The 22,964-nt window shown below is 42.8% G+C and carries 26 protein-coding genes; 18 read left to right on the top strand and 8 right to left on the bottom strand.

Features of this window, described 5'->3' with window-relative positions; translation table 11 throughout:
• Positions 1 to 1,206: cadherin-like beta sandwich domain-containing protein (locus Q0R52_RS23905; protein ID WP_295799626.1), on the top strand; the 1,206-nt coding region annotated here is incomplete at its 5' end.
• Between the two features lie 312 nt (positions 1,207 to 1,518).
• On the opposite strand, the gene pdxA is transcribed toward Q0R52_RS23905, so the two are convergent.
• Positions 1,519 to 2,580, bottom strand: coding sequence for a 4-hydroxythreonine-4-phosphate dehydrogenase PdxA (gene pdxA / locus Q0R52_RS23910; RefSeq protein ID WP_295799629.1), 1,062 nt, complete (start codon positions 2,578 to 2,580; stop codon positions 1,519 to 1,521).
• Positions 2,581 to 2,783: 203 nt separating this feature from the next.
• Between pdxA and rsmA the strand changes: the two genes are divergently transcribed.
• The gene (gene rsmA, locus Q0R52_RS23915; RefSeq protein ID WP_295799633.1) at positions 2,784 to 3,563 is read left to right on the top strand and encodes a 16S rRNA (adenine(1518)-N(6)/adenine(1519)-N(6))-dimethyltransferase RsmA; all 780 of its coding nucleotides are present in this window, start codon (positions 2,784 to 2,786) and stop codon (positions 3,561 to 3,563) included.
• A gap of 4 nt (positions 3,564 to 3,567) precedes the next feature.
• Here the strand turns inward: rsmA and Q0R52_RS23920 are convergent, their stop codons facing one another.
• On the bottom strand, positions 3,568 to 3,801 hold the full coding sequence (locus Q0R52_RS23920) for a hypothetical protein (protein WP_295799635.1): 234 nt from the start codon (positions 3,799 to 3,801) through the stop codon (positions 3,568 to 3,570).
• Positions 3,802 to 3,819: 18 nt separating this feature from the next.
• Positions 3,820 to 4,119 (bottom strand): hypothetical protein, encoded by a 300-nt coding sequence (locus Q0R52_RS23925; RefSeq protein ID WP_295799638.1) that lies wholly within the window; start codon positions 4,117 to 4,119, stop codon positions 3,820 to 3,822.
• A gap of 162 nt (positions 4,120 to 4,281) precedes the next feature.
• On the opposite strand from Q0R52_RS23925, the gene Q0R52_RS23930 reads away from it, so the two are divergent.
• Positions 4,282 to 5,217 (top strand): 2-hydroxyacid dehydrogenase, encoded by a 936-nt coding sequence (locus Q0R52_RS23930; RefSeq protein ID WP_295799642.1) that lies wholly within the window; start codon positions 4,282 to 4,284, stop codon positions 5,215 to 5,217.
• 39 nt (positions 5,218 to 5,256) lie between these two features.
• Here the strand turns inward: Q0R52_RS23930 and panC are convergent, their stop codons facing one another.
• The gene (gene panC, locus Q0R52_RS23935; RefSeq protein WP_295799644.1) at positions 5,257 to 6,096 is read right to left on the bottom strand and encodes a pantoate--beta-alanine ligase; all 840 of its coding nucleotides are present in this window, start codon (positions 6,094 to 6,096) and stop codon (positions 5,257 to 5,259) included.
• A 158-nt stretch (positions 6,097 to 6,254) separates the two neighbouring features.
• On the opposite strand from panC, the gene Q0R52_RS23940 reads away from it, so the two are divergent.
• The 3 genes from Q0R52_RS23940 to glmS all read left to right on the top strand — a co-directional run bounded on the left by Q0R52_RS23940 (position 6,255) and on the right by glmS (position 10,576).
• Positions 6,255 to 7,079 (top strand): glycogen/starch synthase, encoded by an 825-nt coding sequence (locus Q0R52_RS23940; protein WP_295799647.1) that lies wholly within the window; start codon positions 6,255 to 6,257, stop codon positions 7,077 to 7,079.
• A gap of 66 nt (positions 7,080 to 7,145) precedes the next feature.
• Positions 7,146 to 8,489, top strand: coding sequence for a DUF4270 family protein (locus Q0R52_RS23945; protein ID WP_295799650.1), 1,344 nt, complete (start codon positions 7,146 to 7,148; stop codon positions 8,487 to 8,489).
• A gap of 251 nt (positions 8,490 to 8,740) precedes the next feature.
• The gene (glmS, locus tag Q0R52_RS23950; protein ID WP_295799652.1) at positions 8,741 to 10,576 is read left to right on the top strand and encodes a glutamine--fructose-6-phosphate transaminase (isomerizing); all 1,836 of its coding nucleotides are present in this window, start codon (positions 8,741 to 8,743) and stop codon (positions 10,574 to 10,576) included.
• Between the two features lie 147 nt (positions 10,577 to 10,723).
• Here glmS and Q0R52_RS23955 read toward each other — a convergent pair whose 3' ends face one another.
• Positions 10,724 to 12,223 carry a catalase gene (locus Q0R52_RS23955; protein WP_295799654.1) on the bottom strand — a complete coding sequence of 500 codons (1,500 nt, stop codon included), beginning with the start codon at positions 12,221 to 12,223 and terminating at the stop codon, positions 10,724 to 10,726.
• A 202-nt stretch (positions 12,224 to 12,425) separates the two neighbouring features.
• Here Q0R52_RS23955 and Q0R52_RS23960 point away from each other — a divergent pair, with 202 nt between their 5' ends.
• The 8 genes from Q0R52_RS23960 (at position 12,426) to Q0R52_RS23995 (ending at position 19,101) form a co-directional block, all read left to right on the top strand.
• Entirely contained in the window at positions 12,426 to 13,361 is a 936-nt protein-coding gene (locus tag Q0R52_RS23960) for a hydrogen peroxide-inducible genes activator (RefSeq protein WP_252789982.1), read from the top strand.
• A gap of 118 nt (positions 13,362 to 13,479) precedes the next feature.
• The gene (locus tag Q0R52_RS23965) at positions 13,480 to 14,004 is read left to right on the top strand and encodes a Uma2 family endonuclease (protein WP_295799658.1); all 525 of its coding nucleotides are present in this window, start codon (positions 13,480 to 13,482) and stop codon (positions 14,002 to 14,004) included.
• A 147-nt stretch (positions 14,005 to 14,151) separates the two neighbouring features.
• Positions 14,152 to 14,790 (top strand): MBL fold metallo-hydrolase, encoded by a 639-nt coding sequence (locus Q0R52_RS23970; RefSeq protein ID WP_295799660.1) that lies wholly within the window; start codon positions 14,152 to 14,154, stop codon positions 14,788 to 14,790.
• Positions 14,791 to 15,732: 942 nt separating this feature from the next.
• The gene (locus tag Q0R52_RS23975) at positions 15,733 to 16,908 is read left to right on the top strand and encodes an FtsX-like permease family protein (RefSeq protein ID WP_295799663.1); all 1,176 of its coding nucleotides are present in this window, start codon (positions 15,733 to 15,735) and stop codon (positions 16,906 to 16,908) included.
• 9 nt (positions 16,909 to 16,917) lie between these two features.
• Positions 16,918 to 17,283 (top strand): hypothetical protein, encoded by a 366-nt coding sequence (locus Q0R52_RS23980; protein ID WP_252789988.1) that lies wholly within the window; start codon positions 16,918 to 16,920, stop codon positions 17,281 to 17,283.
• Between the two features lie 93 nt (positions 17,284 to 17,376).
• The gene (gene rbfA / locus Q0R52_RS23985) at positions 17,377 to 17,748 is read left to right on the top strand and encodes a 30S ribosome-binding factor RbfA (protein WP_295799665.1); all 372 of its coding nucleotides are present in this window, start codon (positions 17,377 to 17,379) and stop codon (positions 17,746 to 17,748) included.
• A gap of 5 nt (positions 17,749 to 17,753) precedes the next feature.
• A complete protein-coding gene (locus tag Q0R52_RS23990; RefSeq protein ID WP_295799667.1) occupies positions 17,754 to 18,461 on the top strand; it encodes a peptidoglycan DD-metalloendopeptidase family protein in 708 nt (235 codons plus the stop codon).
• Positions 18,462 to 18,768: 307 nt separating this feature from the next.
• A complete protein-coding gene (locus Q0R52_RS23995) occupies positions 18,769 to 19,101 on the top strand; it encodes an MGMT family protein (protein WP_295799670.1) in 333 nt (110 codons plus the stop codon).
• A 110-nt stretch (positions 19,102 to 19,211) separates the two neighbouring features.
• On the opposite strand, the gene Q0R52_RS24000 is transcribed toward Q0R52_RS23995, so the two are convergent.
• The 3 genes from Q0R52_RS24000 to Q0R52_RS24010 form a co-directional block, all read right to left on the bottom strand.
• Complete coding sequence (locus Q0R52_RS24000; RefSeq protein WP_295799672.1) at positions 19,212 to 19,580, bottom strand: hypothetical protein; 369 nt, start codon at positions 19,578 to 19,580, stop codon at positions 19,212 to 19,214.
• A 64-nt stretch (positions 19,581 to 19,644) separates the two neighbouring features.
• Positions 19,645 to 20,007, bottom strand: a complete 363-nt coding sequence (locus Q0R52_RS24005; protein ID WP_295799673.1) for a VOC family protein — start codon at positions 20,005 to 20,007, stop codon at positions 19,645 to 19,647.
• Positions 20,007 to 20,384: a VOC family protein gene (locus Q0R52_RS24010; RefSeq protein ID WP_295799676.1), complete on the bottom strand. Its 378-nt coding sequence runs from the start codon at positions 20,382 to 20,384 to the stop codon at positions 20,007 to 20,009. The genes Q0R52_RS24005 and Q0R52_RS24010 overlap by 1 nt, the downstream gene beginning before the upstream one ends.
• 224 nt (positions 20,385 to 20,608) lie before the next feature.
• On the opposite strand from Q0R52_RS24010, the gene Q0R52_RS24015 reads away from it, so the two are divergent.
• The 4 genes from Q0R52_RS24015 (at position 20,609) to Q0R52_RS24030 (ending at position 22,907) form a co-directional block, all read left to right on the top strand.
• Positions 20,609 to 20,953, top strand: a complete 345-nt coding sequence (locus Q0R52_RS24015) for a carboxymuconolactone decarboxylase family protein (RefSeq protein WP_295799678.1) — start codon at positions 20,609 to 20,611, stop codon at positions 20,951 to 20,953.
• Positions 20,954 to 21,154: 201 nt separating this feature from the next.
• The gene (locus Q0R52_RS24020; protein WP_366520942.1) at positions 21,155 to 21,718 is read left to right on the top strand and encodes a hypothetical protein; all 564 of its coding nucleotides are present in this window, start codon (positions 21,155 to 21,157) and stop codon (positions 21,716 to 21,718) included.
• Between the two features lie 20 nt (positions 21,719 to 21,738).
• Positions 21,739 to 22,353 (top strand): biopolymer transporter ExbD, encoded by a 615-nt coding sequence (locus tag Q0R52_RS24025; protein WP_295799684.1) that lies wholly within the window; start codon positions 21,739 to 21,741, stop codon positions 22,351 to 22,353.
• The gene (locus tag Q0R52_RS24030) at positions 22,353 to 22,907 is read left to right on the top strand and encodes a DNA-3-methyladenine glycosylase I (protein WP_295799687.1); all 555 of its coding nucleotides are present in this window, start codon (positions 22,353 to 22,355) and stop codon (positions 22,905 to 22,907) included. The genes Q0R52_RS24025 and Q0R52_RS24030 overlap by 1 nt, the downstream gene beginning before the upstream one ends.
• The last annotated feature ends 57 nt before the right edge of the window (positions 22,908 to 22,964 follow it).

A 22,964-nucleotide genomic window follows, 5' to 3' on the forward strand; every position in this document is an offset into this window, starting at 1 on the left:
CTTAAGTACTATCCCGGCATAATGCAAACCCAGGTGGGCGGACCTGACTACAAGAACTTCACTGCAACAGTGGCCAATACCTTTACGTCAATTACTGCAACCCCTACAACGCAGGATCCGACAGCTACAGTTACAATAAATGGAACGACAGTAGCCTCGGGCGCCACCTCCACCCCCATAGCGCTGAACGTTGGCCTTAACACCATTACTACGGTTGTAACGGCCCAGGATGGAACAACAAAAACCTATAAGTTAACCATAAGACGTCAATCGTCGGCATTGCTAACCGGCCTTAGCTACAGCCCGCCAATTGTACAAACTACAGTAGCAGGCCCTAACTACAGGGATTACACTGCAACCGTACCTAACAAAAACAGTTACATTATAGTAACCCCAACGGCGGCAGACCCCGGAGCGACCATTAAAGTTAACGGCACCATAGTACCGTCAGGTACAGCATCGGCACAAGTGCCATTGTTAGCCGGCCAAAACACTATCAATACAGTGGTAACCGCTGCCGATGGCTTAAGCTCAAAAACATATAGCCTGGTGGTAACAAGACAGCAATCGAGTTTATTAACCACACTAAAATACTACCCTGCATTGATGCAAACATTAGTATCCGGAAGCAACTACGCTGATTACACGGCTACTGTAGCAAACGATTATACCTATGTTAAGGTAACGCCAACCTCACAGGGCGCCGGTGCAGCCATTAAGGTTAACGGAACCACCGTAGCGTCAGGCTCAACATCCGGCCCTATATCGCTTGATGTCGGCTCAAATCTGATTACTACCGTGGTGACCGCAAGCGATGGCTCATCAACCACTACCTACACATTAACCATAACCAGGCAAGATGTGCCTCCGGTTGCTGTTGTTATGCAATATCAGCCCCAGGAATCGCCGATCACTAACACCGCAATTGTTGTTCACCAGAACGTATCGCCAAATGGCGACGGGAACAGTGACGCATTGGTTATTGAAGGTATCGCTGCGCATCCCGATAACAAGATACAGATCATGAGCCGAAGCGGAGCTTTGGTATACGAGGCTAAAGGTTATGACAATGCAACAAAATCGTTTGATGGACACTCCAGCACCAACGGTAAATTACAACAGCCCGGTACTTATTTCTACTCTTTGGAGTATAAAGACGGAAATGAAACTAAACACAAAACCGGCTTTATTGTACTTAAGTACTAGCAAAGTCTGAAAGATGAATTTGAATAGAAGCCTTGCCCAGTTTAAAAACTGGGCAAGGCTTCTTTATTCTTAGTCGTTAACGGTAATGAACTTGCGCCCTGTGACGTTTTTGGCAAATAGCCCGGTGCATCGTAGATCATCGAAGTTTAATCAGCGGCCATTAGGAAAACCCAATCGCTCCCTTCTTCTACATCCAACCACCATAGCATTGGAAGTACCCCGTGCAATAGGGTAATAAAAAAGAGATCGCAGACCAGGGGAAACAATCCTGCTCAATCTTTGATCTCTTTAAATCCTGGCTAATCTATAATATTAATCCCTATCCCTGCTCAACTTAGAGAACACCAGCGGATTTTCCTGAAGCTCTAGGGTCTCGCGGCGATGTTTAACAATGTGCATTGCCGTAAACATTGCTTCGCGGAAAGAAATTTCTGACGCCTGGTTTTTACCGGCGATGTCATAAGCTGTACCATGGTCGGGCGAAGTGCGTACAAAGTTCAATCCGGCCGTAAAGTTAACGCCCGATTCAAACGCGATTTGTTTAAATGGTATAAGGCCCTGGTCGTGGTACATGGCCAGCACAGCATCAAACTGCAAATAAGTTCCGTTTGCAAAAAAACCATCGGCAGCGTACGGACCGAAGGCCAATATATTATTGTTACGGGCTTCTTCTATTGCCGGGGTAATCACATTTTGTTCTTCGGTACCAATAAGGCCATTATCGCTTGCGTGGGGGTTTAGGCCCAAAACGGCAATCCTGGGCTTGCGTATCCAAAAATCGTTACGCAGGCTGGCATCCATTAGCTTAAGTTTCGAAAGTATTTTGGCAATAGTAATACTTTCAGCAACTTTTGCCAGGGGAATATGGCCTGTTACTACGCCAACGCGAAGGGTATCGCTCACCAAAAACATTAGCGACTCAGCGGCCCCGTCCTTTTCCTGCAAATATTCGGTATGGCCGGGAAAATTAAATTGTTCACTTTGTATGGTATCCTTGTTTATAGGGGCGGTAACCAACGCATCGATATGGCCGTGAATTAAGTCGCTGGTGGCCCGTTCTAACGACAAGAAGCCGTATTTGCCAACTTCGCTATTGGTAACGCCTGGCTCAATCTTAACATCTTCTTCCCAGCAGTTAATCATATGTGGCTTTTTGTGATCGCGCCTGGCGTCCTGTGCCTGGTTAATCACAAAAAAGTTAAGATCTTCCACCTGTGTGGTACGACGGTAAAACGATGCTACCTTGGTATGCCCATATACTATGGGAATGCAATAATCATAGATACGGCTGTCGGCCAATGCTTTGATAATAATTTCGAGACCTATCCCGTTTACGTCGCCTATGCTGATCCCAATTTTTATTTTTTCGCTCATATTATTTTATGGTTACACCGATTTAGGTATGACCTCACCAATAAAGGTGATTTCGTTGACTTTTACGGTGAATAATGTACCTGGTTTATTTGAAGGCTTTGGGCTTTTTGCTCTGTGCTTTCGGCTTTAACCACCACAAATAAAAAGATTTTAACCTATTAAAGCACAAATATGCCTTAATTTGCTCAAATATTTGATTAATAATGACATTGGTAAGAGCAAAAAAGCATTTAGGTCAGCATTTTCTTACTGATAAAAATATAGCTGCTAAAATAGTTGACAGCCTTCGCCCCGAAAATGGTTACCGCCAGGTACTTGAGGTGGGCCCCGGGATGGGCATATTATCCGATTTTTTGCTGCAGAAACCTGAACTGGAGGTTTCGTTAATTGATATTGATACCGAATCATATGAGTATCTTCAAAAAAAATATCCTGTTTTAGGCAAACGGCTAATCAACGCCGATTTTTTGGAGATGGATTTTGCCGCGTACTTTAACGGACCACTCGGTATTATTGGCAACTTCCCTTACAACATATCGTCGCAAATACTTTTTAAGGTGCTTGATAACCGGCAGCAGGTTGTTGAAGTGGTAGGTATGTTTCAAAAAGAAGTTGCAGAGCGCTGCAACGCCAAACCTGGCAGTAAGGAATATGGCATCCTGAGCGTGTTTTTGCAGGCCTACTACAAAGTGGAATATTTGTTTACCGTAAAAGCCGGGGTATTTAACCCACCCCCAAAAGTATTGTCGGCAGTTATCCGGTTGACCCGTAATAAGACCGAACAGTTAGGGTGCGACGAGAAATTGTTTTGGCAGGTAGTAAAGGCCGGATTTAACCAGCGCCGTAAAACCTTGCGCAATGCGTTGTCATCGCTAATCAATAAAGAGAAAATGACCGCTGAGCCAATGCTCGATTTACGGGCGGAGCGATTGAGTGTAAATGATTTTGTAAAGCTAACTAACCAGATAACCGCAAACAGGTAAACAATTATTCTATAATGATCACAACCGGCTCACCATGTAACTTTTTTACCGAATGCGCCATCCGTTTTATAAACAAATAGTTTGCAGTGCCGCCAATTACCGCACCAACAATTGGCACCAGTCTTTCGGCAGTGCGGGTGCCTAATATCATCAGCAACTTTTCGGCAATGCCTTCCATCATTGTTTTGGTAAGGGTAACACCAGCCTCAACCTTTAACGATGTAGCTATGAATTGCATAAATTCATCGAACCCTACCTAGTAGTTGCCCCTAACATTATACATAATTGCCATGGTAACACGAAATTGCTGGGTTATCAGGTTAACAAAGTCAAGCGGAACGCCAACAACCATGGTTAACATGCCACCGGTGCCCGAAATAACGCCTGAACCAGCGGCCATGTAAGCGCATTGTTCAATAAACTTGTCAAGACCCATTTTATCAACCCCTGCTTTTATGTTAAGCTGGTTGATGCGGTCGAATATTTGTTTGAAGCCTTTCTCTGAAAGCCTGCCGGCTTGTATTTTCATGTCGGCCCCTAATTTTTTAAATCTCATTGGTTTTATTTCGCGGGGATTTACCCGCACAGTATCAACAGGCGATAAGCGTGCCAGTTTTAAAAAAGGCGCAAAATGTCATATTTTATTAATAAATGGTTGCGTCAGTGTTAATTACCTGGCATTTTCTAATTTTACACCCTTAAATAATTCAAAACGCTCTTGAAAAATAATATCCTTATTGTTGACGATATCCACCCGGTATTTATTGAAATGGCCGAAGCAAAAGGCTATGAATGCGATTATCAACCTAAAATTACTGCGGCTGAAGCCCTGGAAATAATTGGCGGCTACGCCGGACTGGTAATACGTTCTAAGTTTAGAGTAGATAGAAAAGTGATCGACATCGCCAAAAACCTGTGCTTTGTTTGCCGTGCAGGTGCAGGCATGGATAATATTGACGAGCCATATGCTGCAGAAAAAAACATAAAATTAATAAATGCTCCGGAAGGGAACATGGATGCCGTTGGCGAACATGCCGTGGGCTTGTTATTAGCCCTTATGAACAACTTTAACGTAGCAGACGAACAAGTACGTGCCGGTAGCTGGCTGCGCGAAGCTAACCGGGGCTACGAGTTAAAAGGACGGACCGTAGGCATAATTGGTTATGGCTTTATGGGCAGAAGCTTTGCGAAGAAGCTATCGGGTTTTGAAGTAAATGTTATTGCTTACGATAAATATAAAACCGGTTTTAGCGATAAATACGCCCGCGAAGTAAGCATGGAAGAAATTGTGAAGCATAGCGACGTGCTCAGCTTGCATGTTCCGCTAACCGCGGAAACAGCAGGATTGGTGAACGAAGAATATTTGTTCCATTTTAAAAAGCCTATTTTCTTTATCAACACCTCGCGTGGCAAAACCGCGCAGATAAGGCCGGTCCTGAATGCCATAAAACAGGGTAAAATTTTAGGCGCTGGTCTTGATGTGTTGGAGGTAGAAAAGTTCCCGGCGCTTGCCGAACAGGAATGGTTTGATGAGCTGAAGCAAAGCGGTAAAGTGATACTTACCCCCCACGTTGCCGGCTGGACGTTTGAATCGTACCGTAAAATCAGCGAGGTGATGGGCGGGAAGCTGCAAGTCTATAGTCCAAAGCCATAAGTCGTTAGTCTTTTTGACTTCAGACTATAGACTTAAGACTCAGGACTTCAACATCACGTTATCTATCAACCTCGTCTTTCCAACCTTTGCGGCTACAAGGGCGACAATCTTTTCAGAATCCGGGGTTGCTGTATGCAGCGTATCGCCATCGGCAATTTCAAAATAATCCAGTTCAACACCCCGTTCAGCGTTTATCAAGTGGGCTGCTTCCTGTTTCAAAGCAGGAATGCCATGACTGTCAAATTTATCTTTAATAAAGTTTAGGGTTTTTGACAATACTAATGCATGAAGCCTGTCATCTGCAGAAAGATGTATATTCCTCGAGCTCATTGCTAAGCCGTCAGTCTCGCGTTTTATAGGACACATTACCATCTTAACCGGCATGTTCAGCATATCAACCATTTTGCTGATGATCAAAAACTGCTGGTAGTCTTTTTGCCCGAAGTAAGCCGCATCCGGTTTAACAATATTAAAAAGCTTGTATACTACTTGAGTGACGCCCTGGTAATGCCCCGGGCGAAACTCGCCTTCAAGTAAATGCTCGGTTTCGCCTATGTTTAAATGCCATTGTTCATTGTCATCATACATCTCATTTACCCCGGGGTTAAACAAAATATCGCAGTTACCTTGCTCCAAAAGCTTGATATCGGCTTCAATAGTGCGTGGGTATTTCTCCAGGTCTTTAGGGTCGTTAAATTGGCTGGGATTTACAAAAACACTGCAGATAATTACGTCGTTATGCTTTTGCGCCAGCTCAATTAACGATAGGTGCCCCTGATGCAGCGCCCCCATTGTGGCCACAAAACCAACGGTTTTGCCCGATGCCTTTATTTGTGATAAATACTGGCCTACAGCCGCTTTGGTAGTAAATATTTTCAATACAACAGAATTTAAAAAACGCGGTAAAGTTGTGCAATTGATTAATATTTACCAAAAGTTACTTGCATAATTGGTTGCCAGTTCATATAATAATGCTTATATTTGCAGACTCAAATTTTTGACTGACTTCTTTAATAAATTTAATAACTGATATAGTGATGGGTAAATCTAAGCTTCTGTTTATAACTCACGAAATGTCTCCCTTTCTTGAAATCTCAAAAATTGCTGAAATTACACGCCAGCTTCCGCAGGCTATGCAGGAAAAAGGTTACGAAATTCGTATCCTTATGCCGCGTTTCGGGAATATTAATGAGCGCAGGAACAGGTTACACGAGGTGATTCGCTTATCCGGTATGAACATTATCATTAACGATAATGACAATCCGTTGATCATTAAAGTTGCGTCTATCCCTGCTGCACGCATGCAGGTTTATTTCCTGGATAATGAAGAGTACTTTCAGCGTAAACATGTATTTGCCGATAAAGACGGTAAATTTTATGCTGACAACGATGAGCGCATGATATTTTTCTGCAAGGGCGCTTTAGAAACTGTTAAAAAACTAGGCTGGGCGCCGGATGTTATCCATTGCCATGGCTGGATGAGCGCTTTAGTTCCTGCTTATTTAAAAACTACTTACAAAGACGACCCGACGTTTAAAAACTCAAAAGTTGTTTACTCTATTTACAAAAACGACTTTGCCGGGGAACTGGATGCTGATTTTTCGCAAAAAGCCGTTATGGGTGATATGAGCGAAAAACATACCGAAGTTTACAAACCGGGAAACAATTCGGCATTATATGCCGGGGCAATACAATACAGTGACGGGATTGTGCTGGGTGATGAGAATATCGATGAAGATGTGTTAAATAATGTTAAAAACAGCAATAAATCGGTTTTAGAATTCGAATCGACCGCAGATTTCGAAAATTATTACAATTTTTACGACGAAATTGCCAACGAGGAACTGGCACATGTTGTATAAGCTTTGAGATCATATATGAAATTTTTCCGCTTAGACTTATTGACGTTGTTGATAAGTCTTTTTATTTTGAATAGTTGTAAAAACCAGGATACTATTGGCTTGGGTGTTAATTCACAAACCCAGGTTAATGGCACTATGATTGATACTTCAACAATAGTTGTTAACACAGTTAAGGAAGATTCGGTTGTAACATCGGGGCTTACCAAGTTACCCCTTGGTTATTTTCAGGATCCAATTTTCGGCACAACAGAATCAAACCTGGCCGCCAGCCTTAGCCTGCCAGGAGCCACAGCATACGCTCTTCCGTCAGGCACAATATCTATCGACTCAACAAGATTGGTACTGCGCTATTCTGACGGTTTTTATGGCGACTCGGTTGCTTCAAGCTATAAGCTGAATCTTTACCAGTTACAAGAGGCATACAGCTCGAACACCGGATATTACGGCAACAAAGTATGGAAAGTTAACCCGGCGCTGCTAGGTTCAATTACATTTAAGGCCCGCCCGCACGACTCAATTAAGATTAACAACATTATAAAAGGGAAACCCGACTCGCTGATAAAAGTACCATCGCAAATCAGGGTTCCTATTGATAATAATTTCATAATCACCAATTTTTTTAATGCCAGCAGTGCAACGCTTGCTTCAAACAGTGTTTTCCAAAATGCTGTTAAAGGCTTATATTTAACCCTCGATAAAACTTTATCAACAGGTGCAGGCGGTACGCTTATGTTATCAAACACCGACTCGGTTAACGTTTATTGCAAAATATCAAATAACGGCGTTATTGATACGACAACCATAAAGTTGCCGATAAGCCAGTTTGCTGCATCAATTACACATACTTATTCAACAACTATTAATGCCGAGCTTGCCAACACAACTACCTCCGGCAATGTATTTTACCTGCAGGGACTTGCCGGCTTGCGTACTAAAATTAGCTTTCCTAATTTATTGGCCAACTTACGAAACGACCTGTTGAAAAACGGTGAAGATATTGTGTTAAACCGCGCCGAATTGGTTATTAGCCCGGCACCGGGATCTTATACCCAGTACCGGCCGCTGCCAAAAATCTCCATGTACAGATTGGATATTGCACACCAGCGTATTTTACTGCAGGACGCTACACCAAGCGATTCCCGTTCACAGGGCGTAGGCAGTTTTGGCGGTTACTACAGCTCTAAAACAAACCAGTATCATTTTATTATCACAGCATATTTACAAGACCTGTTACTGAAAAAAACGTCCGACTATGGCACTTTTATAGCCCCGGTTGATACACTTAATAAAAGCAGTGTTGATTATACGGCTACCCCTTCAATTGCTGCAAGGAGTGTTGCCGTTGGTTCAGACAAAACATCGCCTTACAAAATAAAGCTTAACATTATCTACACTAAGATAAAGAGATAAGCGCTTATAGCTATGTACTGGCGATAAATTAAGCATAAGAAAAAAGGGAGATAAACAAGCTTGTTTATCTCCCTTTTTTCTTCAAATGCCTTAAAACATTTTTCCGAGCCGGATCTTCATTTCGCGATATTCGGGAAGTGGCGGCACTTTTTAAAATAATTTAATATTAACCATATCCGGTATAATCCAACAAATAATCATCAATGTTGTTATTTTTGCGCGGAAAACATTATTAAAAGAACTATCTATTTATGTGTGGAATTGTAGGTTACATAGGCTTTAGGGATGCTTACCCTATTGTTATAAAAGGGCTTCACAGGCTTGAATACCGCGGATATGACAGCGCCGGGGTATCTCTATTTGATAAAGAATTAAAAGTATATAAAAAGGCCGGCAAAGTTAGCGACCTGGAAGATTTTGTAAAAGATGTTGACCTTGGCGGCACAATTGGCATGGGCCATACCCGTTGGGCTACGCATGGCGTACCAAGCGACCGGAACTCGCACCCGCATGCTTCGGGTAATCGCAAGCTCACTATCATCCACAATGGCATCATCGAAAACTATGGTAACATTAAGGAAACTTTGTTGAGCAAGGGTCATGTGTTTACCAGCGATACGGATACCGAGGTATTGATACATCTTATAGAGGAGATACAGGACGTAACCGGGTTAGACTTGCAGGAATCTGTAAGGGTTGCCTTAAACAGGGTTGTAGGCGCCTATGCAATTGTAATAATGAGCGAAGACGACCCGGACCTGCTTATAGCAGCCCGCAAAGGCAGTCCGCTGGTAATTGGCGTTGGCAAAGGCGAGTATTTTGTAGCATCAGATGCTACACCTATTGTTGAATACACTAAAAACGTAATTTACCTTAACGACAACGAAATTGCCTACCTGCGCCGTGAGGACCTGCTTATAAAGAATATTGACAATACTGTTCAAACACCTTACATACAGGAGCTTGACTTAAAACTGGACGCGCTTGAGAAAGGCGGCTTTGATCACTTTATGCTCAAAGAGATATACGAGCAGCCCCGTTCAATACGCGATTGTATGCGCGGCCGTATCTATCCTGAAAAAGGCCTGGTTAAGCTGGGCGGGCTAAAGGAATATACCGAAAAGCTAAAAAACATCGACCGTATTATCATCGTGGCATGCGGCACATCATGGCATGCCGGTTTGGTGGGTGAGTATTTGATTGAAGAATATGCCCGTGTACCGGTTGAGGTTGAGTACGCTTCGGAATTCAGGTACCGTAACCCGATTATTACCGAAAAGGATTTGGTAATAGCCATCTCGCAATCGGGTGAAACTGCCGATACCATGGCTGCTATTGAATTGGCAAAAGAAAAAGGCGCTACTATTTTTGGTATCTGCAACGTAGTTGGTGCGTCCATCCCGCGTACTACGCATGCCGGTGTTTATACACATGCCGGACCTGAAATCGGTGTTGCATCAACCAAAGCGTTCACTGCACAGGTAACCGTTTTAACACTGATTGCTTTTTACATAGCTCAACAACGTGGCACGATTAAAGAAAGCAAGCTTATTGAATACTTAACCGAGCTGGATGAGATACCTGAATTGGTTGAACAATGCTTACAGTTAAACGACCATATAAAAGATATTGCCTGGGAGTTTAAAGACTCTACCAATTGCCTGTTCTTAGGCCGTGGCAGCTCGTTCCCGGTAGCGCTTGAAGGTGCCCTTAAGCTAAAGGAAATATCTTACATACACGCCGAAGGCTATCCTGCTGCCGAAATGAAGCACGGACCGATTGCCTTAATTGACAACGATATGCCGGTGGTATTTATCGCAACTAAGGATTCGTCGTATGGCAAGGTAGTGAGTAATATACAGGAAGTAAAAGCCCGCAAAGGCCACGTTATTGCCATTGTAACCGAAGGTGATACCGAAGTAAAGAGCATGGCCGATTACGTGATTGAAATACCGCAAACCGGCGAGGCATTTGTGCCGCTGCTGGCAACCATACCACTACAATTACTGGCCTACCACATTGCCGTAATGCGCGGCTGCAACGTCGACCAGCCAAGAAATTTGGCGAAATCGGTAACGGTGGAGTAGTGAGGAGTTCAAAGTCTTGAGTCGAAAGTCCTGAGTCTGAATTCTGGTTACATCTAATAAATAAAGCCGGGGAGTCATTAGACCCATCCGGCTTTATTATTATACAGCCTAAGACTTTCGACTCCAGACTTTAGACTAAGGACTAATTCACATATGCGCCGCCATCGAACTCATTGCTGCGTCCATGTCAAGCTGCAGGCCTTTGGCTATGGCCATTCCCAGGCCAATATCAGCCCTGAACCAGTGGCAAAGCTGGCGGTTTACTATCAAATCCTTTTTAGGCCCGCCAATGCCTCCCATGGAGTTAACTATGTTGTTTATTAAATCACGTTTGGCACTATCGTCCATCAGGCGGTATAGATTGCCCGGTTGCGTATAGTGGTCATTTTCGCCTTCTGCGTTGCGGTCGTACCAATCGGCTACGCCTGTCCCCAAATCCCATGATGGTTCTTTGTATGCTTCATCAGCAACAATGTCGTCAAAGCTGTTAGGGAAATAGTTTGGCGCCGAGCCCTGGTTACCATCAACACGCATCTGGCCGTCGCGTTCATAATTATTTATGGCAAACGGGCAACGGTTTACGGGTATCTGCTCATAGTTGCCGCCCAAACGGTGCCTGTGGGCATCAGGGTATGAAAGCAGGCGACCCTGCAGCATTTTATCTGGCGAGTAACCAATGCCATCAACTACGTGAGCCGGCGCAAATGCAGATTGCTCAACATGTGCGAAGTAATTATCCGGGTTTTTATTCAACTCAAGTACGCCAACATCAATCAGCGGAAAATCGCCGTGCGGCCACACTTTGGTAAGGTCAAAAGGGTTCCATTGATAGGTTTTGGCCTGCTCTTCGGTCATAACCTGTATCTTCATATCCCACTGCGGAAAATTGCCGGCATCAATATTGGTTAGCAAGTCGTGCTGGGCAAAGTCGGGGTTTTTACCGCGCATTTCTCCCGCCTCAGCATCTGTAAAGTTTTTGATTCCCTGTTTGGTTTTAAAATGGAACTTTACCCAATGCCTTTCGTTATTGGCGTTAATCATGGAGAAGGTGTGACTGCCAAAGCCATCCATATGGCGGTAACCATAGGGTGTACCCCTATCGCTCATCAAAATAGTTACCTGGTGCAGGCTCTCCGGGTTCAACGACCAAAAATCCCACATCATGGTTGCGCTTTTACAATTGGTATATGGGTCGCGTTTTTGGGTATGGATAAAATCGCTGAACTTTTTAGGGTCTTTCACAAAAAATACCGGGGTGTTATTGCCCACTAAATCCCAGTTGCCTTCTTCGGTATAAAATTTCAAGGCAAAGCCACGTGGGTCCCGTTCAGTATCGGCCGAACCCTTCTCGCCTCCGACGGTGCTGAAACGCAGGAAAGTCTTTGTTTCCTTGCCAATGAAGTTAAAAAGTTTGGCGCGGGTATATTTTGAAATATCATGAGTTACTGTAAAAGTACCATACGCGCCTGAACCTTTTGCGTGCACTACCCGTTCAGGAATACGCTCGCGGTTAAAGTGCGCCATTTTTTCGTGCAGGATAAAATCCTGCAATAATATGGGGCCTCTTGGCCCAACACTCTGCGAATTCTCGTTCTCGTAGTAGGGTATGCCGGATGCCGTGGTGAGTTTCTTCTTGTTAGTTTCCATAGTAGTTTAGTTTTATAACAATCAAACTTCATCATAATAATTCAATAGAAAAAATCAATAATTACTATATTTGAATAGAGAAAATCTATATAGAGAGAAGCAAGAGTCAAGAAACCAAGAGTCAAGAACGGGAAGAGATACTTTGGCTCCATTTTCTATCTTGATTCTTGACATCTTGATTCTTGCATCTCATTTTTAAACCATGACCATTACCCAACTTGAATACATAGTAGCTGTTGATACTTACCGGAGTTTTGTTGCAGCAGCCGATAAATGCTTTGTTACCCAGCCTACGCTTAGCATGCAGGTGCAAAAACTGGAAGACACACTTGGCGTAAAAATATTCGACCGCAGCAAGCAACCGGTAACGCCTACCGAGATCGGCATCGAAATTATAACACAGGCCCGGATTATGCTGTCGGAAAGCGAAAAGATAAAGGAGATAATTACCGACCGGCAAAAGGAACTGTCGGGCGAGCTAAAGGTTGGCATTATACCCACGATTGCCCCTTACATACTGCCAAAAATACTGCACGGCTTTATTGAAAAATACCCGCAGGTAAAACTGATAGTTTGGGAGCAAACAACCGAACAGATTATAGCGCAGCTGAAGCTGGGCGTTATTGATTGCGGCATACTATCAACCCCTCTGCACGAAAGCACGCTTACTGAAGTGCCTGTTTTTTACGAAAACTTTGTGGCCTACGTATCAAAAAACAGCAAGCTATCAAAAAAAAAAAACATTGTGCCCGACGATATTGATATGGAGGAGATTTGGATACTAAACGAGGGCCATTGCATGCGCGAACAGGTTTTAAATATTTGCCAGCGCCGCAAGGCTACCCAGGGCTTTAAACATTTTGAATACAACACGGGCAGCGTTGAAACCCTGAAACGTATGGTCGACCAAAACAATGGCGCCACCATTTTACCTGAACTCGCCCTTGCTGATCTTACCGACAAACAACTGGACAAGGTGCGCTACTTTAAAGCCCCCGAACCGGCCCGTGAAGTGAGCATAGTTATACAGCGTAATTTTTTAAAACGCCGCATGATAGAGGCACTAAAAAACGAAATACTGGAGTTTTTACCGAAGCGTATGAAGAGTAAAAAGAAGAAAGAGGTAATGGAGATATAGAGGAGAGTACGAAAAGTCGGAAGTTAGTAAAGTCTGAAGACGAAAAGCCGGTTTCCAAACAAATTTGATTATCGAACATTAATATATTATTCCGTAAATTAGCATAAAAGTACCGGCAATGCATACCACAATACCTGCAACAGCAATTGATATTTACAGGAGCCTGCCTGAAGGCACCAGGTGCGAGGTATTGTACAACCAGCTAATTATGACACCTGCACCTAATACGAGCCATCAATTTTTATCATTTAAATTAGCCGGCCTAATTTTTAACTTCCTGGAAGAAACGGCTATAGGGGTGGCCTTGTCTGCACCGACAGACGTTTATTTAACAGAACAGCAATCGGTTGTACAACCAGACATTTTGGTAATATTGAATGAAAATAAAGGCATTATTTACGATGACGGGATTCATGGCGCTTCGGATATCGTTTTCGAAATACTGTCGGGAAACCACATCCATGATACTGTGAAAAAGAAATCACTTTATGAAGATGCTGGCGTAAAAGAATATTTTATTATCGACCCATCCAATAAAATGGTGATAATGTTCGCCCGGAACAACGACGGCAAGTTTGATATTATTTACGAATTAACAGGGAAAAGCACTTCGGGAATTTTGGCAACAAGTTTCGATTTGTAATTATACACCCACCACACTAAGTTGGCTGTATCCGTCGGGGGTCAATAGCCTGCAAAGCGGCATTGGGGGAAAGAAAAGCACGAAATCACCCCATTCAAAAAAATCCGAAATCGAACATCCGAATTCCGAAATCACTACCTTTGCCCCATGGCTAATGTTCAATCTTTTGTAAACAACCCTTACCAGGAAAATACCTATATTTTGTTTGATGAAACCGGCGAGTGTGTTATTATAGACCCGGGAATGGAAACTGCGAGTGAGCAAAATGCTGTGGTAAATTTTATCCGCAATAACAACCTGAAGCCTGTTTTGCTGTTGAACACCCATTGCCACATAGACCATGTGCTGGGCAATAAATTTATCTTCGACCAATATGGCCTTAAGCCAAAATTTCATGAGGGAGAACTACCATTGCTGGAGGCTGTATCAGCCTATGCGCCGTCAATGGGCATACGATATGAACTTTCACCTGTGCCGGACGAGTTTTTGCCCGAAACAGGTAGCATAAGCTTTGGCAACACTACGCTGCATTTAATATTTGCCCCGGGTCATTCACCTGCGCATTTATGTTTTTATGACGAGGTTGGTAACCTGCTGATAGGCGGCGATGTGCTATTCAGGGGCAGCATAGGCCGCAGCGATTTACCCGGTGGCAACTTTAGCCAGCTGATTGATAATATCGAACAGAAATTATTCCGGCTGCCGGGCGATTGCGTTGTTTATCCTGGTCATGGCCCGGAAACTACCATAGAATATGAAAAGATGACCAACCCTTTTCTGAATTAAGCAATGGACTGTATCACTGTACTGGTCAGTAGAGCAATACGGACGATACAAGACTAACCCTTTTCCGCTGCAATATAAAAATGAGACCTGCTGTATCGCTTGTATCGGTGTATTGAGCAAGGTGGTGATACAGAACACTTGCAAAGTAGTCTGAAATTAATGTACTGTATCGTCTGTATCGTGGTATTGGTCAATACAGTGATACAGAACACTTCTAAAGTCTCAAATTAATGTACTGTATCGCTTGTATCGTGGTATTGGTCAATACATTGATACAGAACACTAGCAAAGTAGTTGTCTCAAATTAAGTTATTGTATCGCCTGTATCAATGTATTGAGCAAGGCAGTGATACAGAACACTTGTAAAGTTGTCTCAAATTAAGTTATTGTATCGCCTGTATCGATGTATTGAATAATATAGTGATACAGAACAGTAGCAAATTAATTTATTAAGTATTTATATCTATAAAATAGATTGGCTTTGATAGTGGCATAGAATTCTCAAAACAACTTTAAATAGAATATATTGAAATATAAATATAAAATAATAGTAAAGTGTATTGCTGTATCACCAAAGTGACCAGTACACCGATACAAGCGATACAAAACCTAACAACTTAAATCTACATAAGCTATAAATACAACTGACGTATCACTGTATCACTAAAGGGACCAATACACCGATACAAGCGATACAAAACCTTACAACTTAAATCAGTATAAGCTATAAATACAACTGACGTATCACTGTATCACCAAAGTGACCAGTACACCGATACAAGCGATACAAACTTTACCCGCCAGCCAACCGTTGCATAAATATTGCCAAAAAGCGATACCTTTAGGGCGTTTTAATGCATGTTTTAATCATTAATTCTACATTCTGCTAATTTGAACACGTCCATCTACATAGCCAAAAGGTATTTATTCTCGCGCAAAAAAATGCACGCTATCAATATCATTTCGGGCATATCAATGGTTGGGGTATTTATTGGCAGTGCCGCCCTGATTATTATCCTGTCGGTGTTTAATGGTTTCGAAACAGTTATCCTATCGTTTTACAACAACTTTACGCCTGAATTGAAGATTGAGCCCAAACTTGGTAAATCATTCAATCCTAATACTGCGTATTTTAACTCGCTAAAAAACGACAAAAAGGTATTCTCCTATATCGAGGTATTACAGGAAAAGGTATTGGTAAAGTATGATGGCCGCCCATTTATCGGCACCCTAAAAGGCGTGAGTGCACAGTTTATGAAAAAAGGCAAAATGGACAGCATTGTGCAAACAGGCTCGTTTACGCTTAAAAAAGATGGCATTAACTTCGCAGTGATAGGTTCAATGGTGCAAAATAGCCTGGGCATTAGCATACGCGACCAGTTTACCCCGATGGAAATATTCTCGCCAAACCGCAGCGCAGGTATTGGTGCCAACCCGTTAGATGCGTTTACTGTGCGGCCCATCAACGCATCCGGCGTTTTTACGCTGGGCCAACAGTTTGACGACCTGGTGATAACCCCTATTGATTTTGCCCGCGATTTGCTGAATCAGCCGGTAAACGTTACCTCGCTTGAGTTGAATTTTAACAAAGGGACAAAGATTGCCGACGTGCAGGAAGCCATACAGGGTAAAATCGGCAAGGACTTTACCATCAGGAACCGCGCCCAACAGGACACCGAATTGTACAAAACGCTGAATTATGAGCGCTGGTTTATATTTATGATATTGGTATTTGTATTAATTATTGCAATATTTAATATCATAGGTTCGTTAACCATGCTGGTTATGGATAAACGTAAAGACATAGCCATTTTAACCAGCCTTGGCGCAAATAAGCAGCTTATACAGGGCATCTTCTTTTTCGAGGGGATGATGATATCGATAATTGGCTGTTTGGCAGGTATTTTTTTCGGATTTGTATTTTGTATATTGCAGCAGCGTTTTGGTTTGGTAAAAATGGGCTCCACAAAATCAATGATAGATGCTTACCCGGTTACCCTAATGGCCGGCGATTTTATCCTTGTTTTTTTAACGGTGGGCATCATTGCGGTTATTGCTGCAGGCATAAGCGCGCGCTTAAGCATTAAAGGACTTAATGATATTAAACAGGACTTGTAAATTTAGGGAATGCATTTAAAGCGGATTAAAATTTTGGCGGGGCTGGTGATAATTGCGATATGCTCATGCAACGGCGGTGCCGATAAAACTCCACATGTGGTTTTTAAAGGCTTATACAGCTTTGGCCCGGGCGTTAATTCGTTTAAAGATTGCGACAGTGGCCGGGAGTTTTGGGTTACCGACAGCACCAAGCAAATGGAGCTAAAGTACTCGCAGCTAAAATTCGAAAAGCCTTATGAGCCGGTTTATGTTGAAGTAGAGGGAGCAAAGATACACTCCAACAAAGAGGGCCTGAGCCTGGAATACGACAGCACCGTAGTGGTAAAAAAACTGATAAAGATAACGAAGGAAATCCCGGATGATATGTGTAAGTGAGGTGATTAGCGGTTGGAGATTAGAGATTAGTTAAACGCGGGATAGAATAGAATAAAATAATGATTGCTTAGGGCTTTCTGCTCAACAAAATATATGGAATCAAAACGTCAGCAAAAATTTGCAGGAGTAATACAAGAGGACCTTGCCGCCATATTTCAGCGCGAGGGTATGGGCTATTTACCAAACACGCTTATCACCATAACCAAGGTAAGGGTAACGCCTGATTTGGCTATTGCAAGGGTGTTTTTAAGCTTTTTTAAAAATGACAATGCACAACTGGCGCTGCATACCATCAAATCGCATGCATCCGAAATAAGGTACAAGCTGGGTGCACGTATAAAAGACCAGGTGCGTATAATACCCCAACTGGAGTTTTTTGTGGATGATACCGGCGAATACGTGGAGCGCATGGATAAGATTTTTGATAAGATAAGCAAAGAAGACCGGCAACCCGAAACCGAATAATTGCGATGGACGCTACCCAACGGTTAGCTGCTTATATTGAGACTCATCCCGATGCCATTAGCAAAGTGGTGAATTTTGATGCTGTGTCAGACAGGCTCTATCATTTTAATTTCACAGCTTCGAACACCGAACTGGATGAAGCTACATTTTCGGATACCGTTAAATTCAGCGCGTGGGTAAACCAACAACTCAGTGATAACAATTGCCGGTATGGCGTAGGTGGCTACATGGAGCACCGCACTATTTATGCCCGCAGCGCACACTTTGATACGGATGACGAACCACGCCGCCTGCATTTGGGTGTTGATATTTGGTCACAGGCCGGTACAGCGGTTTATTCACCTTTGGATGGAATTGTCCACAGCTTTCAAAACAACAATAACTTTGGCGATTACGGGCCAACTATCATCCTGGAACATCAGCTCGATGGCTTAAAGCTTTATAGCCTATACGGTCATTTAAATACCGAAAGTTTGGATGGATTGTATATTGGCAAACCTATCAGCAAAAATGAAAGGATAGGCAGCTTTGGCACAATGGATAAAAATGGCCATTGGCCGCCGCATCTGCATTTCCAGCTGATGTTTGATATGGAAGGCAAAAAGGGCGACTATCCCGGGGTTTGCCGCTTTTCGGATAAGGCCATCTACCAAAAAAACATTCCCGACCCGCAACTGATTTTGAGGTTTCCGCAGGCTGTTAACGCCCGGTAACAACCCGGCTAATTGTAATCTAAATTGTCGCTCTTACACTTTTGGCTAAAGCCATCATCACACCTTTCGAGGTCCGTTCCTTAAAAGGAACGGCAATGATCAAACAATCATATTTGATTCATTGCCGTCTGGCTTTAGCCGACGGATCAAAAATAAGAGCAACATCCGGCTTTAGCCAAATTGTGGGATGTGATCTAATCGGAAAAATGAGTAGGTATTGAATCATTAAAACGGTGTTCCGAGCTGCGCTTCAAACCCGGCGAATTGCCGGGAACTATTTATATTTGCGTTAAGCATCTAACCAATTATGGCTGAACCGAATTTTTACGATAGCGTTTACGAAGTAGCCAGACTGATACCCAAAGGCCGGGTAACGTCATACGGTGCCATTGCTGCTTATTTAGGCACCAAGGGCTCGTCGCGCATGGTTGGATACGCTATGCAGGCTGCAGGCAGGGTACAGCCACCTGTACCGGCACACAGGGTTGTAAACAGGCAAGGCTTACTGACAGCTAAATTTCACTTTGGCGGCAACTTGATGCAAACTTTACTTGAAAATGAGGGCGTAAAAGTTGTTGACGACCAGGTGCAGGACTTTAAAAATGTTTTCTGGGACCCATCAATAGAGTTGGCGCTATAGCGTCAAACCTGTAGAGACACAATACTTGTGTCTCGGAACCCGCATTGTGAAAAGAAAAACTATTTATTTATCAGAGACACAAGTATTGTGTCTCTACAAAAAAAATCCGATTATAATTTTGCCATGCTATGCACACTGTCGCCGCGGTAATCGGTAACCAGCCAGGTCAGCAGCAGGCAATTGCCAAATATTACGTAAAACAACTTGCCGTTGGCATTACCATCGAACAATGTGTAGGCCAAAATAATTACGGCTACTGCAACAACAAATTCGATCAGTTCATGAATGCTTACCGGGATAATTTTTACCAGGCCCATGCTTGAGTCTGTTAACAAAGTAAGCGCCAGGTGTGCCACACCCAATGCATAAGTAAAAGTTGCCAGGGTGCCTGTAAAGCCAAAAATTATAGGCGACGCCAGTAAAAATACACAAACCAGTATATCTATTATTCCGTGAACTTTGGGCGACATGAATTTCATAACTGTACGTTTTATTTGTTTGCCGGTAACTAATCTACAATTTTATATTTAATATACAACACTATTAATCAAGGTATTGCAGCAATTCCACCCGGTTGCCAAAAGGATCGTGGAACGAAAACCTGTTGCGGCCCGGAATTACCGCTTCCTGCAATACTTGTACGTTGTGTTTTTCCAAATGTTTCGCCGCCGCATCAAGATTTTTTACCTCGAATGCAATATGCCGTATCGATTGCGGTTTAGGCGGTTCGATACCAATATGCAACTCAATATCAACTACCTGGAACCAGTAGCCGGGTGCACCAAAAACGTCAGGGCGATATTTTTCGGGCAATCCGATTACATCCCGGTAAAAGAGCCTCGCTTCTTCAAGTTTTTCGGGTGGTACACAAATATTAACGTGGTCGGTGCGGGTAAATTCAATCATTATTCGTCTTCGGCAAAAGTGAGCACATAGTTGTTATTATCCAGTATCGAAAACTCGGTGGCGCCGTAAAATGTTTTGTCCAACCCCTTCAATACCGTCACGTTATCCTTTATCAGATCAAAATACTCACGGATTTTTTTAATGTTGATATAAAGCAGCATAGAGGCGCCATTTTGCCGGCTTATTTGCGGCAGTTCTTCGCCAAGGCTTACAAACGACTGGAACATAAAGGTAACGTTGCCATTTGTCATCATCGCCCATATCAAATCGCCGCCATCTTCGGGAACGGTCATCGTTAAAGTAAAACCTATCGATTGATAAAAAGCAATGGTTTCAACCATGCTTTCAACAAAAATATTGGGGGTTAAGTTTTCCATGCCTTATAATTAGTGAATTAGTGAGTGGGTGAATTAGCGAATTTTGAAAAGTTAGATTTAAGATTCTTTACAATTGAAAGAGGAAAATTACAAAAATGAATTTAATCTATATTGTAACTTGCGCTTAATATTCCGGATTAATTAGGCGCTGAAATTGAACGATGAGATCCGAATCCAAATAAATCACTAATTCACCAACTCACTAATTCACTAAATAAACACCTATGGGAAAGCTGATTGACGATTTTGAAAGCTATCGCACCAAAATGAACGACCGGATAATGGAGTCGTCGAACACCAATATCAAACGTTTTTTCGCGCTGGATACCACCACCTATGCCGATGGCGCGCTCGATGTAAAGACCAAAGAAATGCTGGGCATGGTAGCATCGATGGTGCTGCGTTGCGACGATTGTATAAAATATCACCTGGGCAAATGCCACGAGGCCGGTGTAAATCATGATGAGATGAACGAGGTGTTTATGATTGCGAACTTGGTAGGCGGCTCAATTGTGATTCCGCATTATAGAAGAGCGGTGGAATATTGGGATGAGTTGAACGAAAGCTAAATTGTAGCTTGCATTGTTATTTGTTGCAATATTGTTGCAAATTAAAAATAAACAGCTTAGATTTAGGTTTCAATTTAAGCAATGTATAAAGCGAAACGTAATTGGTTGCGGCCACGAGTCGATCTTATCCCACTATGTGATATTGCTATAGTGATATTATTGTTCATGGCTTTTAGATGGGGTACTACCTTTTGGAAACCTATGAAGATAGAGGAACCTGCCATATCGGTCGCGCCTCAATACAGTAGTCCGCGAGGTGAGTTTAAAAGCACGGTATTTATAGGCCGCACACGGGCTGTAATGTACCAGCTTTTTGATAAGCACCTTCGCAAAGCAACCTTACAGCAAATGGGAGAAATATACAACATACAATTTGATTCTGCTGAAATTGAAAAGTTTTCAAAAATCGACGTTGTTTGCGTGCCCATTGCCAGCCTAAAAAAATATCTTGCCGCATATAACGACAAACAGCCCTTTTTTAATCAGCCAGGCATTCCGGTTACTCCAGGAAATAACGAATTAGCAGATTGGATTTTAGAGTCTAGAAAGGTCAGCAGGGCTTTGCAAGGCCATGATTTAAATGTGGCGATAGATGCAGATAAAACGCTTCTATACCCTGATATTGAAAATATATTTAACACTTTACGCAAACAAAATATTTTTTTCTTTCGGTTGATTGCGTCGATAAATCCTTCGAACGACAACTCAAAAGATTCGGAATCCGACTCCATGAAACGAAGTGACTATAGCCGGGTTATTTATTAACACAAAAAGAAACTAAGACCATGTACAAAGGCAAACTAAAGCGTCAAAACCTGTCGGTAGACATGGCGGCCATGTGCGATATTGCATTCCTTATATTGATCTTTTTTATTTTATGTGCAACCCCCAAGGCACAACGACCGATTGATGTGGAGCGTCCACTGGCATCAGGCGGTATTTATGACCCCGGGGAGGGCAATTTTAAAATAATACTTGCACAGGGAAAGACTATGATTGAACTCGAAAACAGGGACCGGGCAAAAGTATTGACAAAAATGGGTGAAAAATATCATATTAGCTTTACAGCAGCTGAGCTGGCAAAGTTTAATAAAATTGAAACCGTAGGCGTGCCTATGGCCACGATGAAACAATTTATTGATGGCTATTACAACGTAAAAGCGTTTATGGAACAGCCCGGTATCCGCATGGATTCAAAAAAAAACGAACTGTTTGATTGGCTGATTGCAGCAAGACAAGTATCAAAAGAAAACCATGGCTACGATTTGAGTATGACGATCGACGCTGATAAAAGCGCAATGTACCCCGAAATTAAAAATGTGATAAACACCTTAGAAAGTCAAAAAATATTTAAGTTTGAGTTGATGCACGACATCAAACATTCCAAAGCTGCTATTTAATGACCAAAGAACTACACCGCTGTAAATGGGCCGGAACAGACGATCTCTACGTAAAATACCACGACGAAGAATGGGGTAAGGAAGTCCATGACGACCATACCTTATTTGAGTTCCTTATTCTTGAGTCGGCGCAGGCCGGCTTAAGCTGGATAACCATACTGCGCCGCCGGGAAGGTTATAGAAAAGCCTTCGCAAATTTTGATGTAACGAAGGTCGCCGAATTTACCGATGCCGATGTGGAACGCTTGATGAACGACGCGGGCATTATCCGCAACCGTTTAAAAATACTCGCGGCCATTAATAATGCGAAACTGTTTATTGAGGTGCAAAAGGAATTTGGCTCGTTCGATAAATATCTGTACAGCTTTATGCCCGATGGAAAGTCAATCAATAATCATTCGGGGCTTACTCCGGCCAGTACACCCATATCCGATGCCATTAGCAAGGACATGAAAAAACGCGGCTTCAAGTTTTTCGGCACCACCATTTGTTATGCCCACATGCAGGCTACAGGAATGGTTAATGATCATGTGCCGGACTGTAGTTTTAAATAGAGGATTACACCGATTGTTTTGATTACACTGATTACCATTGATTTTAAAAAACCGCAT

Origin of the sequence: Mucilaginibacter sp. (assembly GCF_025359345.1) — a bacterium.
GTDB lineage: Bacteria > Bacteroidota > Bacteroidia > Sphingobacteriales > Sphingobacteriaceae > Mucilaginibacter.